Origin of the sequence: Salinactinospora qingdaonensis (assembly GCF_039539445.1) — a bacterium.
Classification (GTDB): domain Bacteria; phylum Actinomycetota; class Actinomycetes; order Streptosporangiales; family Streptosporangiaceae; genus Salinactinospora; species Salinactinospora qingdaonensis.
Window position 1 is genome coordinate 110,334 of the sequence record NZ_BAABDD010000004.1, and the last position, 14,592, is coordinate 124,925.

13 protein-coding genes are annotated in these 14,592 nt (G+C 64.6%); 6 read left to right on the forward strand and 7 right to left on the reverse strand.

Going from position 1 to position 14,592, the window contains the following annotated elements; all coding sequences use genetic code 11:
• Positions 1–15: 15 nt before the first annotated feature.
• The 7 genes from ABD848_RS05930 to rpmH form a co-directional block, all read right to left on the reverse strand.
• Positions 16–849 (reverse strand): ParA family protein, encoded by an 834-nt coding sequence (locus ABD848_RS05930; RefSeq protein ID WP_425567448.1) that lies wholly within the window; start codon positions 847–849, stop codon positions 16–18.
• A gap of 233 nt (positions 850–1,082) precedes the next feature.
• Positions 1,083–1,805: a 16S rRNA (guanine(527)-N(7))-methyltransferase RsmG gene (gene rsmG, locus ABD848_RS05935; protein ID WP_344968174.1), complete on the reverse strand. Its 723-nt coding sequence runs from the start codon at positions 1,803–1,805 to the stop codon at positions 1,083–1,085.
• Between the two features lie 270 nt (positions 1,806–2,075).
• A complete protein-coding gene (locus tag ABD848_RS05940) occupies positions 2,076–2,540 on the reverse strand; it encodes a Jag family protein (RefSeq protein ID WP_344968517.1) in 465 nt (154 codons plus the stop codon).
• A 184-nt stretch (positions 2,541–2,724) separates the two neighbouring features.
• On the reverse strand, positions 2,725–3,717 hold the full coding sequence (gene yidC / locus ABD848_RS05945; RefSeq protein WP_344968176.1) for a membrane protein insertase YidC: 993 nt from the start codon (positions 3,715–3,717) through the stop codon (positions 2,725–2,727).
• 26 nt (positions 3,718–3,743) lie between these two features.
• Complete coding sequence (gene yidD, locus ABD848_RS05950; protein WP_344968178.1) at positions 3,744–4,067, reverse strand: membrane protein insertion efficiency factor YidD; 324 nt, start codon at positions 4,065–4,067, stop codon at positions 3,744–3,746.
• A gap of 22 nt (positions 4,068–4,089) precedes the next feature.
• Positions 4,090–4,503 carry a ribonuclease P protein component gene (gene rnpA, locus ABD848_RS05955; RefSeq protein WP_344968180.1) on the reverse strand — a complete coding sequence of 138 codons (414 nt, stop codon included), beginning with the start codon at positions 4,501–4,503 and terminating at the stop codon, positions 4,090–4,092.
• Between the two features lie 95 nt (positions 4,504–4,598).
• Positions 4,599–4,742: a 50S ribosomal protein L34 gene (gene rpmH, locus ABD848_RS05960; protein ID WP_344968182.1), complete on the reverse strand. Its 144-nt coding sequence runs from the start codon at positions 4,740–4,742 to the stop codon at positions 4,599–4,601.
• 809 nt (positions 4,743–5,551) lie between these two features.
• Here rpmH and dnaA point away from each other — a divergent pair.
• The 6 genes from dnaA to gyrB all read left to right on the forward strand — a co-directional run bounded on the left by dnaA (position 5,552) and on the right by gyrB (position 14,545).
• Entirely contained in the window at positions 5,552–7,567 is a 2,016-nt protein-coding gene (dnaA, locus tag ABD848_RS05965; protein WP_344968184.1) for a chromosomal replication initiator protein DnaA, read from the forward strand.
• A gap of 856 nt (positions 7,568–8,423) precedes the next feature.
• Positions 8,424–9,557, forward strand: a complete 1,134-nt coding sequence (gene dnaN / locus ABD848_RS05970; RefSeq protein WP_344968186.1) for a DNA polymerase III subunit beta — start codon at positions 8,424–8,426, stop codon at positions 9,555–9,557.
• A gap of 60 nt (positions 9,558–9,617) precedes the next feature.
• A complete protein-coding gene (gene gnd / locus ABD848_RS05975) occupies positions 9,618–10,511 on the forward strand; it encodes a phosphogluconate dehydrogenase (NAD(+)-dependent, decarboxylating) (RefSeq protein ID WP_344968188.1) in 894 nt (297 codons plus the stop codon).
• 124 nt (positions 10,512–10,635) lie between these two features.
• Complete coding sequence (gene recF, locus ABD848_RS05980; protein ID WP_344968190.1) at positions 10,636–11,769, forward strand: DNA replication/repair protein RecF; 1,134 nt, start codon at positions 10,636–10,638, stop codon at positions 11,767–11,769.
• Positions 11,762–12,262, forward strand: a complete 501-nt coding sequence (locus tag ABD848_RS05985; RefSeq protein WP_344968192.1) for a DciA family protein — start codon at positions 11,762–11,764, stop codon at positions 12,260–12,262. Before recF ends, ABD848_RS05985 begins: the two co-directional genes overlap by 8 nt.
• Before the next feature lie 342 nt (positions 12,263–12,604).
• Positions 12,605–14,545, forward strand: a complete 1,941-nt coding sequence (gyrB, locus tag ABD848_RS05990; RefSeq protein ID WP_344968194.1) for a DNA topoisomerase (ATP-hydrolyzing) subunit B — start codon at positions 12,605–12,607, stop codon at positions 14,543–14,545.
• Positions 14,546–14,592: the final 47 nt, after the last annotated feature.

The window sequence follows — 14,592 nt, forward strand, 5'->3', positions numbered from 1 at the left end:
TCCCTTCAGATCTGATCACCGGTTGCCGACAACCGCGGCTGCACGGAAGGCGATCTCCTTGGCCGCTTCCAAGTAAGCGACCGCCCCACTAGATCCGGGGTCGTAGGTCATCACCGACTGGCCATAGCTGGGAGCTTCGGACACCCGGACGCTTCGGGGAACGAGCGTCTTGAGCACCAGCTCACCGAAGTGTGACCGGACCTCATCTGCGACCTGCGACGCCAGCCGAGTACGGCCGTCGTACATCGTGAGCACGATCGTGGAGATCTGCAACTGCGGGTTGAGGTGGGACTTCACGAGTTCCACGTTGCGCAGCAACTGACCGAGCCCTTCCAAAGCGTAATACTCACTCTGGATGGGGATGAGGACTTCCTGACAGGCGACCATGGCGTTCACGGTGAGCAGGCCGAGCGAGGGCGGGCAGTCGATGAAGACGTAATCGAGTTCGCTGTAGTCGTAGTCGGAGAACGCACGCTTGAGCCGCGACTCTCGCGCCACGAGGGAGACCAATTCAATCTCGGCACCGGCGAGGTCGATCGTGGCCGGTACACACCACAGGTTGGGGATGCCCTCGACGGGGTGAGCGAGATCGCGCAGTTCCTCTTCCTCCACCAAGCAATGGTAGATGGAACGCGAGTCCGGCGTGCGCTCTACTCCCAAAGCTGTGGATGCATTCCCCTGTGGATCAAGGTCGACAACCAACACCCGGTTACCGTGCATGGCCAAGGAAGCCGCAAGGTTGACCGCGGTCGTCGTCTTCCCCACGCCACCCTTCTGGTTGGCCACACTGATGACACGACACTCATCGGGACGTGGCCAAGGCTGTTCCCCTCTTCCTTGTACCGACATGGCCGCCCGTGTCGCTCGGGCAATCGGAGTATCAAACTCAGCATCCGACGAAGCCGCACCGGCATGGGTTTCGCGTGAATCGTCGCTGGCAACCGGGGACTCGTGCTCCCAGTGCGACGTTTCACGTGAAACGGTGTAGCCGGTGGAACTCAACGAAAACTCGGGGCGCATAGCTTCGTCGGTTTCACGTGAAACGTAGGCGCCATCGGACTGGTTCTGGGACACGAATGAGTTCACCTCTTCCGTCCGCGCTTCTTGCGTCCACCCTGTCCACGCTTAGATCCAGGCTGGGTGGCTAGGCCGCTCTCGGATGTGACCGTGACGCGAACGACCGTGGTAGCGGGATCGACTTTACCTTGACCCACGCGAATAACATCTGCAACGCAAGGGCGTTGCTTCAATAAATCACCGCGAGCGGACTCAAGTTCCGCCGCTGCCTGCTCTCCTTTGAGCGCCAGCAGACTGCCGTTCTTCCGCAGCAGGGGGAGCGCCCAACCGGTGAGGCGGGTAAGCGGAGCGACAGCGCGTGCTGTCACGATATCCGCTCTCAGTTCTTCTTTCACCTCTTCGGCTCTCCCCCGTCGCACCGAGGCATTGGGGAGTTGGAGCTCCCCCAAGCATTCCCGCAGGAAAACCGTTCGCCGCAACAGGGGTTCCAGGAGCACCACAGAAAGATCGGGGCGGAGAATGCTCAGCACGATACCGGGAAGTCCTGCTCCGGACCCTACATCGATGACCTCGGCTCCCTTGGGGATGAGTTCCTCGACCACCGCGCAGTTCATCACATGTCTGTCCCACAGTCGTGGGACTTCACGCGGGCCGATGAGCCCGCGTTCCACCCCAGTATGGGCGAGTAGATCGACGTAGTGCCGTACCACGGGCAGGGCATCACCGAACAACGCCTCTGCCTCTTCCGGCTCCGGCAAGGCCCCGTGCGCGTCAGCACCCGAGGTCATCACTCACCACCTTGGCCCTCATCATGTCAACAGATCGACTTATCCCTGGGGCACGAAACCGATCCGCGCGGCAGCTACGACGGACAACTGGACCCGTTGGCGACCTCAGTCACTCGTCATTACAGCGAGTCTTACGCCCTCCCACCGCAGCCGCTGCCGTTCGGACGCGGTGGAAGCCGGGACAGGGCAACGAAAAGCGCCCCTCACAGCGATCCTAAGCGTGAGGGGCGCATGCGTGTTTCACGTGAAACAGCAGTGTGCATCGAACACCTACTCGGCTGGATACACCACTACATAGCGGTTGGGCTCCTCACCTTCCGACTCACTACGAAGACCTGCCGCAGCGACGACATCGTGCACGACCTTGCGCTCGAACGGAGTCATCGGCTCCAGCGACACTGCCTTACCTGTGTTGTTAACCTCAGTGACAGTCTTGTGGCCGATCTGCGCCAACGACGTGCGCTTCTGTTCCCGGAACCCGGCGATGTCGAGCATCAGCTTGCTACGGGAACCGGTCGTACGGTGCACCGCCAGCCGGGTCAACTCCTGAAGGGCTTCAAGTACCTCACCGTTGTCCCCGATGAGTTCGTCCAACGTGCCACCCACGATGGAGACCATGGCCCGATCGCCTTGGACGTCCATATCGATGTCGCCGTCGAAGTCAGCGATGTCGAGTAGCCCCTCGATGTAGTCGGCCGCGATGTCACCTTCCCGTTCCAGGGCTTCGATGTCGATGGTGGATTCCGCGGATCGACCAGCCGGTGGCGCGGCAACAGCGACGCTGCCGCTGTCCTGCTCAAGGCTGTCGGTGTTGCTGTTGCTCACAGCGGGGTTTCTCCTTACATCACGATCCTGCCGGTATCGCACTCCAGGGCCGTGCCCGCGGCCTATGCGGAGTACTTCCCAAGATCAGTGGACCCTATCGCCGATTCTGCTCGTCACTACCGACGCGCTTAGACCTGGGCTGCTTCTTCGGCTGCTTACGCACGATCTTAGAGTCTTCCGCCCCGTCCGGGGTGGCACCGTCCTTACTCACCGTCTCGGGCGCGTCGCTGTTCTTGCTCCGCCCAAAGAGCCCCTGAGTAGAACCGTTGGCAGAACCGTTGGCTGCGGCCTTCTCTTCCTTCTTCTTGGCCTCGGGCGAACCGGGAACCGGGTGTTGCTTGTAGAGGAAGTGCTGCTGACCCATCGTCCAGACGTTGGAGCTGACCCAGTAGATCAAGACACCGACCGGCATGCCGAGGCCGAAGAGACCGAACGCGGGAGCCAGGTACATCATGATCTTCTGCGACTGCATCATCGGGTTGTCGGGCATCTGCGTCATGCTGCGTTTGATGCCCTGCCGCATGCTGAGGAAGGTCGTGACGCCCATGAGCACACACGCGATGGCGATGACGATCTTGGCGATGATCGGGTCGGCGTCGTACTGGGAGAGGTCGGCGGCCGAGCTGGTGAACTGCGCGGAGATGGGGGCGTGGAAGATCATCGCGCCGCGCATGCTCTCGACGAGCTCCGTTGAGAAGCCGTACTTGGCCTCCCCCTGCGCGACGGTGCGCAACACGTTGAACAGCGCGAAGAAGATGGGCATCTGTAGCAACAGCGGGAGGCAGCCCATGACGGGGTTGGCGCCGCTCTCCTGATAGATCTTCATCTGCTCTTGCTGCAGACGTTGCTTGTCGTTTTTGTACTTCTCCCGCAGCTTCATGATCTGCGGCTGGATGTCCTGCATCTTGCGCTGCGTGTGCATCTGCTTCACGAACAGCGGGACCATGAGCAGCCGCATGAGGATCGTCAGCGTGACGATGGACAGGCCCCACGCCCAGCCGCTATCAGGGGCGAACCCTATGAAGGTCAGACCCGAGTGGATGTGAATCAACACCCACGCGACGATGTTGTATAGCCAGTCCAGCACCAGCCAACCCCTTTACTTCAATCCGGTTACGAACCCGAGGGGCCGGAGGTAATATCGTCGACCTCCGGCCCGGTGTCGTTGGTTTTCTCGACGCGCTCGCCCTGCTCGCCTTTTCTCGGTGGAACGGGGTCGAGGCCACCCGGATTGAACGGGTGACACCGGCCGATCCGGCGAACCGCCAACCACAGTCCCCGCAATGGCCCGTGCACCTGGAGTGCCTCCACGGCATAAGCGCTGCATGAGGGATAGAAACGACAGACCGGAGGCAGCAGCGGGCTGATGAAACGCTGATAACCCCGGATGGGGACGATGAGCATCCGCGCCAGAGGGGTCGGTCCGTCGTGTGTCATGAGGTCGCCAGCTCCCACCGCTCTACATGTTCTCTGGCGCGCCCCGGCCGCGCCCACCGCGACGGCGTGTCGCTTCGTTACGGGAGCGTGTGACCTGGGCCAAGGCACCATCGAGCTGAGCGGCCAGCATGTCGTATCGTTGCGTCGCGGCCAAAGGCTTTGCCCGCACTACTAGCAGGCTACCTGCCGGCAGGGCTGAGACTCGCTGGCGCATGAGATGCCGCAGCCGGCGCTGCACCCGCTTGCGGGTCACGGCCGGCCCAACCGCTTTGCTGACGATGAACCCCACTTTGGGGGCGGCACCGGCGTGAGTGTCCTCACTTTTGGGCGGTGGAAGGTAGATCACCGTAAGGGACTGGCGTCCGGCACGCCGACCGTTACGCATGACGAGCCCGAACTCCGAACTGCGCCGCATGCGATTGGCAGCAGACAACATCAGGTCGGCCTCTCGGAGACAGCAAGCGGACCGGTCGCCAGCGCAGGCGAACCGGTCCGCTGTGATGTATGACTCGTCGCGGCGCTTGTCGCAGCTTAGTGACTCGTGGTCAGTCGCGCGCGCCCTTTCCTACGGCGCGCCGCGATGATCGCGCGCCCCGCACGGGTGCGCATGCGCAACCGGAAACCGTGGGTCTTCGCGCGACGCCGGTTATTCGGCTGAAACGTACGCTTACTCACTGCTGTGCTCCAGGGGCGTAGGAAAGTACACGGTGGCGCCCCCTTGCCGGGACGCGCGCTGCGTTGTGTCGGGTCACCTTCTGATCGCGTGTGCGCTTATCGGCCGACTCACCCGCACGGGCCCGCCCTGCCGGCACCAGTGGTTCCAGGCGGTGGCTGCTGTGGATGCGCGCCGCGATCGCGACTCGAACATAACGAAGATACGGGGCGCTCTCGCGATGGTCAAATCCACAAGCCGCGCACAAGCTGGCGTGACCAGGCAACCAAGGGGCGGCGCTCCACGGTTGTCCACGAGAGTGGCAGTGTGTGGAAAACACTTTGTCCACAGGCTGTGAGTAGCCGACCTGGCGGCCTAAGCTGTGGACAGCCCCCTAGTTGAACGCCGTGGGGCCACAGGGTTACGGTCTCCCGGCTATCCCCTGCTCCCACCCACTGGTCACACCCTGTCAACTGGGAATTGTGGATAAGTCAACAGCGTCACCGCAGATCTGCAAAGCTGTGGAAAACACAGTGCACAACATGTGGATAAGACACGAGGACTGTGGAGCGAGCAGGAGACACGAGCGACGTCGTCACTGACCCGAACCTCGCACCGTACACACATTCGTCCACAGAAATACCGTTAGTTTCCCACAGGGCACCGTCCGTAAGAGGGGCTCATCCCCAACCACCCCCCACGCGACCGGACGGTCCCCGAATCGGATGCCGCGACAATGGATCGTCGGAGCCGATGCGCGCGGGGTGCCAGCGAGAGCGCACCGGCAACGGCCGGCACATCCATGAGGAGGGGCGAACCATGGCAGGTCACCGTGTCTGATGGACAGGTCAACCTCGCAATGGTGTGGTCGAGTGTCTTGGAGGCCCTCGACAGCAACGCGCTGCCCCCGCAACAGCGGGCGTGGCTGCCGCAGACCCGCCCATTGGGACTCATCGAGGACACCGCCTTGTTGGCGGCCCCCAACGAGTTCGCCAAGGAGATTCTGGAAAACCGCCTGCGCCCGGCCATCAGCCAAGCGCTCTCCGCCGAGCTGGGCCGCGAGATCCGCGTTGCCGTCACGGTCGACCCCACAGCGATGCAACCGGCCCCGCCGCAGCAGCCACTCCCCTCAGCCCCCTATGGCAGTCCAGAACCGCCCCCAAACCCGGGACGCCCCGAGTTCCCCCGGCCCAACGAACAGTCCCGAGGGTGGCAGGAGTCGCCCAACAGCGGGGCCGGCGACGGACAGCAGCCGGTCACCTCTGAGGACACGCCTGCACCACCCGCCACCTCGGAGGATCTGCCCGACGGCCACTTTGGTCACCCCGGGCACCTGGAGGAGGGCGCTACCTTTCCCCCGGCAGGACAGCTCCCCGGTGCAGCGCCGGGGGCGCCGGGGAGCACCGCCGGCGAGCCCGGCCGGCACGAACGCCCCGGCAGCGGCGAGGACCTCCTGGCGGGCTGGGAAGAGCCGGGCTCCCATAGCGGGTACGACTCCTTCGGCTACCCCTTGACCAGTGCCCAAGACAGCTCTGGCGACCCGCGCTACCGCGGCTGGGAGGAGCCGCCACGCTGGGACCGCCCCAACCGCTGGGAGAGCCCAGCGTGGGAGGTCCCCGCTGGACAGCCTGCCTCCAGCGGGCCGCCCGCGCCCGAGACGGACAACACGGACAACGCAGTCGGCGAGGCGGCCGATGCGGAACCGGCAGCGCCCTCGGGTGCTGAGGAGGAGCCTGGTCCGGTTCCCCCCGCTCCCGCCCCAAGCGCGCCCGACACCTCGGGGGGCAACCAGCCGCACACCTCAGCCGAGCCGGCCCGACTGAACCCGAAGTACACCTTTGACACCTTCGTCATCGGTTCCAGCAACCGGTTCGCGCACGCCGCGGCGGTGGCCGTGGCCGAGGCGCCGGCCAAGGCCTACAACCCGCTGTTCATCTATGGCGGCTCCGGGCTGGGCAAGACGCACCTGCTGCACGCGATCGGTCACTACACGCAGCGCCTCTACGACGGCGCCCGGGTGCGCTACGTCAGCTCCGAGGAATTCACCAACGAGTTCATCAACTCCATCCGCGACGGCAAGGCCGACGGCTTCCGTCGCCGGTACCGCGACATCGACGTGCTGCTTGTGGACGACATCCAGTTTCTGGAGAACAAGGAGCAGACCCAGGAAGAGTTCTTCCACACCTTCAACACCCTCCACAACTCCAACAAGCAGATCGTCATCTCCAGCGACCGTCCTCCCAAACAGCTCGTGACGCTGGAGGACCGGCTGCGCAACCGGTTCGAGTGGGGGCTGATCACCGATGTGCAGCCTCCTGAACTGGAGACACGGATCGCGATCCTGCGCAAGAAGGCCGCGCAGGAAGGGTTGGCGGCGCCACCGGAGGTTCTGGAGTTCATCGCCAGCAAGATCGCGACGAACATCCGGGAGCTTGAGGGGGCGCTGATCCGGGTCACCGCCTTCGCCAGCCTCAACCGGCAGTCGGTGGACCTCCACCTGACGGGGATCGTGTTGAAGGACCTGATCCCCAACGACGAGGGCCCCGAGATCACGACGTCGGCGATCATCGCCCAGACCGCCTCTTACTTCGGTCTGACCACCGAGGATCTGTCGGGTACCTCACGGTCGCGGGTGCTGGTGACCGCCCGCCAGATCGCGATGTATCTGTGTCGGGAACTCACTGACCTGTCCCTGCCCAAGATCGGCCAACAGTTCGGTGGCCGGGATCACACCACGGTCATGCACGCCGACCGCAAGATCCGTTCTCTCATGGCCGAGCGTCGCTCGATCTACAACCAGGTGACCGAGCTGACCAACCGCATCAAGCAGCAGTCGCGCAACCTGTGATTTCCGCGGCCGAGCTGGGGTCCTGAGGCGCTTCCGGCTCGGCCGCCGACAAACTCCCCCGCCTGTCTTCGGAGCGAAGGGACAGGCGTATCCGCCGTCTCCCGCTTCACCACTCCCCCTGCACGCCGCCGCCTTTCCCCATACCTGTGGATAACCAGTGGAAAAGTTGCGGATAACTCGACGGTAGCTGTGGGTAAGTAGGGGATGCGCTGTGGGTAAAGGTGTGAATCTGTCGTCCTGTGACCCGATGACCCACTGGGAATTCTTGTGGGTAGCCCGTGGATAACTCGTGGATAAGCCGTGGATAACCGGTGGACAGGCTGTGGGAGTCCTTCACACGTCCACAGTGCGCCGTGTTATCCCCAGCCGCCGCCCACAAGAGCAGTGGACAGAAAAACCGCGGCTACGCTGGGCAAACGGTGGTTGTCCACACTGTCCACAGCCCCTATTACTACTGCGCCACCTATTAACCCCCCGAGTGACGTGGAAAGTGGGTTCACCCCCAACCTGTGCACAACTACCGCCGCCGTGCCGCAGCTTCGTTGGAAACGCCAACGGCATCGAGTCGAGTGGCCTCCAGTGCTGGGCATTAGCAGCTTCTTCGCTGGTCAGAGGCGAATTGGCGGCAATCGAGCGTGTGGGCGGCGACAGTGAGAGAATCCGGGTAACGTGTGAAGCCGTTCCCTTGTCTCGCGGTGGCAGTCGGGTGCAGGCTGAGACCTCCGAGGTCGCACCGCTGGGATGAACCGGCTACCGAGCTGGCGTAGTGCCGACTGCCGATCACGCGTGGTCATGTCACGGCAGCTATGTGTACAGCCCATGGGCGCCATCGTTTTCGCAGAAAGAGGGTCGGATCGTGAAGTTCCGGGTCGAACGTGACGTACTCGCTGAGGCCGTGGCCTGGACCGCGCGTTCGCTGCCGGCACGGCCGTCCGTTCCCGTCCTCGCTGGGATGCTGCTGGAGGCCAGCGACGAGGGCGACAGCCAGCGCCTGAAACTCTCCGGCTTTGACTACGAGGTCTCGGGGCAGGTCTCGGTGGACATCGATGTGGAAGAGCCGGGCACCACACTGGTCTCGGGGCGGCTGTTGGCTGAGATCACCCGCAACCTGCCGCCGCGGACGGTGGAGTTCAGCACCGACGGCGCGAAGGTCACCCTCTCCTGCGGCAGCGCGAAGTTCACCCTGTTGACCATGCCGGTGGAGGACTACCCGACGCTGCCGGAGATGCCTAACCTCGCCGGATCGGTGGGCAGCGACGTCTTCTCCGCCGCTGTGGGGCAGGTCGCCGTCGCCGCCGGCCGCGACGAAACGCTGCCCATGCTCACCGGCGTTCGAGTCGAGATCGAGGGCGAGACCCTCACACTGGCCTCCACCGACCGTTACCGGCTGGCCGTGCGCGAGCTGACCTGGAATCCAGAAGACCCCGAACTGTCGGCTGTGGCGCTGGTACCGGCCAAGACGCTGGCCGACACGGCCAAGTCGCTCACCGGCGGTGCCGAAGTCTCTATCGCGCTGTCCTCGGCCGACAGCGGAGAGGGCATGATCGGTTTCGAGGGGGGAGGCCGGCGCACCACGACCCGGCTGCTCGACAACGAATTCCCCAAGTACCGTGCCCTGCTGCCCGACTCCTTCAACTCCGTCGCCGAGCTGTCCAAGAGCGAGTTCCTCGACGCTGTCAAACGGGTCTCACTGGTCGCCGAACGCAACACGCCACTGCGGTTGGCTTTCAGCGAGAGCCAACTCGTTCTCGAAGCGGGCACCGGCGAGGAAGCACAGGCGGTGGAAGTCCTTGATGCCTCGCTGACAGGCGATGACATCCAGATCGCCTTCAACTCCTCCTACCTGATCGACGGGCTCAACGCGATCGACTCCGACACCGCCCGGCTACAGTTCACCACGTCCACCAAGCCTGCGATCATCACGGGCAAGCCCGCCGACGAGGACGCCACGGCCGAGTATCGATACCTGATCATGCCGGTGCGGATGTAGCGCTGACCACTCGCTTTATCGACATATCACCCCCACCGGGTACGAGGGAAAGGCACGAGGATGCAACTGGGGCTGATCGGCCTGGGCAAGATGGGCGGCAACATGCGGGCGCGGCTGCGTGAGAAGGGGCACGAGGTCGTGGGAGTCGATCATCACCCCGAACGCAGCGACGTCGAAAGCACCGCCGAGATGGTGCGCACCCTGGCCACGCCGCGAACCGTCTGGCTCATGATCCCCGCGGGGGAACCCACCAAGAGCGCCGTCCACGAACTCAGCGGCCTCCTCGACCCCGGCGACCTCGTCATCGAGGGCGGCAACTCTCACTATCTCGACGACCGCCGCCAGGCCGACGAACTGAAGAGTCGCGGCATCCACTACATCGACGCCGGTGTCAGTGGCGGTGTCTGGGGCCGTGAGAACGGCTACGGCATCATGGTCGGCGGCGCTGCCGAGGACGTCGCCCGTGTGCAGCCGATCTTCGACGCCCTGACCCCCGACTCCGGCGGAGGCTTTGTCCACGCCGGCGACATCGGTGCGGGCCATTTCGTCAAGATGGTGCACAACGGCATCGAGTACGGCATGATGCAGGCTTTCGCCGAGGGCTACGAGCTCATGGCCGCCTCTGACGTGGTCGATGACGTCGTGGGCACCTTCGACAGTTGGCGCGAAGGCACCGTGGTCCGTTCCTGGCTGCTCGACCTACTCGTGCGTGCGCTGGAAGAGGACCCCGAGCTGGCTGGGTTGCGTGGCTACGCTCAGGACTCCGGTGAGGGCCGCTGGACGGTTCAGGCGGCTGTGGACCACGCGGTGCCGGCCCCGGCGATCACCGCTGCTCTGTTCGCCCGTTTCTCCTCCCGGCAGGAAGACAGCCCCGCCATGAAGGTCATCGCCGCCCTGCGCAACCAGTTCGGCGGCCACGCCGTGACTAAGGCCAAGGGCGACACGGGTGAATAGATCCCGCGCGGGCAGTGTCAGCTAGAGCTGACTGTACTGGCGCGGTCGGCTCTAGCTGACAGCCGCGATTTCGACCCACTGGCTGCATCGCCGTTTCACGTGAAACCGCTGAGGGGGAGGCCAGATGTACGTTTCACACCTACAACTGGCCGACTATCGTTCCTACGAATCCGTGCTGCTGGAGTTGGCGCCGGGCGTGAGCACCTTCGTCGGCCCCAACGGGCACGGCAAGACCAACTTGGTCGAAGCGCTCGGCTACGCCGCCACCTTGAGCAGCCACCGGGTATCCACAGATGCTCCCCTCGTGCGGAAGGGGGCCGAGCGCGCGATCGTGCGTGCCAAAGTTGTCAAAGGCGAGCAGAGCGCTCTCATCGAGTTGGAGATCAACCCGGGCAAAGCCAACCGCGCGCGACTCAACCGTTCCGCCGCCACCCGGCCGCGCGACGTTCTCGGTGTCTTGCGCACCGTTCTGTTCGCGCCAGAGGACCTGGCGCTGGTCAAGGGTGATCCCGGCGAGCGACGCCGTTTCCTCGACGATCTGCTGGTGGCTCGCGCCCCGCGCTACGCGGCGGTCCGCTCCGATTACGATCGCGTGCTCAAGCAGCGAAACGCGCTGCTGAAGTCCGCTTCGGCGGCTTACCTCAAACAGCGCACCGCCCCTGATCTGTCGACACTGGACGTCTGGGACGATCACCTGGCCCAGAGCGGGGCCGATCTGCTGGCTGCCCGCTTGGCCTTGGTCGCTGAGCTACAACCGTTGACGGCCAAGGCTTACAGCGAACTCACATCGAGCGGTGGCCCACCGGTGTTGCAGTACCGATGTTCGGCCAGCGAGGGTGAGGAACCGCTTCCCGGCGCCCGGGATGATCTCGTCGAGGTCCTGCGCGCCGCCCTGGTGCAAGCGCGCGAGCAGGAGTTGCAGCGCGGCGTTAGCCTGGTCGGCCCCCACCGCGACGATCTGCAATTACGACTGGACGACCTGCCGGCGAAGGGGTACGCGAGTCAGGGTGAGTCGTGGTCCTATGCGCTGTCGTTGCGGTTGGCCGGATTTGAGCTGTTGCGTGCCGATGGCGACGATCCGGTGCTCATCCTCGATGACGTCTTCGCCGAGCTCGACGAAGAGCGGCGCCGCCGGCTCGCTGAACACGTGCGCACCGCTGAGCAGGTCCTCGTGAGCGCGGCCGTGGCCGAAGACATTCCTTCCGAACTGATCGGTGCTCGTTTCGAGGTACGGGAAGGGACGGTGGCGCGTGAGTAGCGCTGAGACGCCACACCCTGGGGACAGTAGTCCCGCCGCGGGTGGAGCCCGGGGAGTCGAGCTCGCGCGTCAGGCGCTGGCTCAGGCCCGTGTGGCGGCCAAGGAGCGAGGGGCCACCCCCGGTCCGCGCCCTCGCCGTGCTCGGAGCCGGTCGGCGCGCTCCCGCAATGAGCCGCAGCACTTCGGCGATGCCATCCGAGCCTGGCTCATCGAGCACGGTTGGCAGGAGCAGGTGGCGATCGGCGGCATCTTCGGCCGGTGGTCACAGATCGTGGGCGAACGCCTTGCCCAGTATGCGCGGCCGGCCACCTTCGACGACGGGGTTCTCACGGTCGACACCGACTCCCCGACGTGGGCCACGCAGGTGAGGGCGCTGACCCCGCAGTTGTTGCGCAGGATTAACGAGGAGCTGGGGCATGGCAGTGTGACCTCGATCAAGGTGCGCGGCCCGCAGCGTAGCTCCCGCTCCACCGGAGCCTGGCGGGCTCGCTAGGGCCAGTCGCGTGGGGCGCCCTCGCTACGGGCACTGAACGGGGCGCGGAGTTGATTTCGGGGGCTTCCGCGTGTGGGGAGTCGTCTCCCGCTCTACTCGTTCGTTCTAGAGCATCACAGGGCCGTTAGTGCCACTTTCTGACAGCGCGCGCGGTATCATGGAGAAGGTTCTTCGGACGCTTCCGCCGGCGAAGCTCGCCTCAGGAATAGGGGCAGAGGATTGGCGAAGTGAGTGGGTGCCCGGCGGAGGCCGCTGTCAGACAGCGATGTCACCTTGGGTCACCGGCACGCTCGCCGGTCGTCGTGCGGCCGGGAGGGTCCCCAGCAGGAGGGTGTTCACACTTTGGCCTACGACGCTCGATCCATCACTGTTCTCGAAGGGCTCGAAGCGGTACGCAAGCGCCCCGGCATGTACATCGGGACGACCAGTGAGCGGGGGCTGCACCACTTGGTCTACGAGGTGGTGGACAACTCCGTAGACGAGGCCCTTGCCGGTTACGCCAGCGCGATCGAAGTAACCCTACTCGCCGACGGGGGGGTACGCGTCGCCGACAACGGTCGCGGTATCCCCGTCGATCTCCACCCGGTGGAGAAACGGCCGGCGGTGGAGCTCGTCCTCACCACCCTGCACGCGGGCGGCAAGTTCGACACCAAATCTTACGCCGTCTCCGGCGGCCTGCACGGTGTCGGCGCCGCCGTCGTCAACGCCCTTTCCACGCGCCTTGAGGTGGAGATCCGCCGCGATGGCTACGTGTGGCGCCAGAACTACGAGATGACCCGGCCCACCGCCGACCTCGCCAAGAGCGAGCAAACCGACGAGACCGGGACCGTCATCACCTTCTGGGCCGACCCGGTGATCTTCGAGACGACCACCTACAACTTCGAGACGTTGGCCCGGCGGCTCCAGGAGATGGCCTTCCTGAACAAAGGGCTGTCGATCACCATCCGCGACGAGCGCCACGTCGACGAGGTCTCCGGTGCTCCCCTGGTGCAGACCTACCACTACAGAAGCGGCATCTCCGACTTCGTGCAGCACCTCAACACCACGAAGGAGCCCGCCCACGCCTCCATCATCGATTTCGAGGAGGAAGGCGAGGGGATCTCGGTCGAGATCGCCATGCAGTGGAACCAGTCCTACACCTCTTCGGTGCACACCTTCGCCAACACCATCAACACCGCTGAAGGCGGCACACACGAAGAGGGCTTCCGTTCGGCGCTGACCACGCTGGTCAACCGCTACGCGCGCGAGCAGCGCCTGCTCCGTGACAAGGACGACAACCTCACCGGCGACGACATCCGCGAAGGTCTCACCGCCATCATCTCGGTGAAGCTGGCCGATCCCCAGTTCGAGGGCCAGACCAAGACCAAGCTCGGCAACACCGAAGCCAAGTCGTTCGTGCAGCGGGTCACCAACGAGCACCTGCGCGACTGGTTCGATCGCAACCCCGGCGAGGCCAAGGACATCGTCACCAAGGCGAGCCAGGCGGCCCGAGCCCGCATCGCCGCCCGGCAGGCCCGCGACCTCACGCGACGTAAGACCCTGCTGGAGTCGACCTCCCTGCCCGGCAAGCTGTCGGACTGCCAGTCGGCCGAGCCGGAGAAGTGCGAGCTCTACATCGTCGAGGGCGACTCGGCCGGCGGCTCCGCCAAGGGCGGAAGAGACCCGCAATACCAGGCCATCCTCCCGATCCGGGGCAAGATCCTCAACGTCGAGAAGTCGCGCATCGACCGCATCCTCAAAAACAACGAGGTCCAGGCCATCATCACCGCGCTGGGTACGGGCGTCCACGACGACTTCGACATCACCAAGCTGCGCTACCACAAGATCATCCTCATGGCCGACGCCGACGTCGACGGCCAGCACATTCGCACGCTTTTGCTCACCCTGCTGTTCCGGTTCATGAAACCGCTGATCGAGGCGGGCTACGTCTACCTCGCTCAGCCGCCGCTCTACAAGATCAAGTGGGACCAGCGCGGAAACGACGCCGACTACGTCTTCTCCGACCGGGCGCGCGACGAGACCATCGCCGCCGGTATAGCCCAAGGCAAACGCGATCCCCGGCCACGCGATCTCGTCCAGCGCTTCAAGGGTCTGGGCGAGATGAACGCCAACGAGCTGTGGGAGACCACCATGAACCCAGCCGGCCGGATGCTGCTACAGGTCAGCCTGGACGACGCTGCCCAGGCCGACGAGATGTTTAGCGTGCTCATGGGCGAAGACGTCGACTCGCGGCGCTCCTTCATCCAGCGCAACGCCCACGACGTGCGCTTCCTGGACATCTGACGGCCCGGCGCGGGCACCTCCACGGCAGCGAACCACTTCAGCAGAAA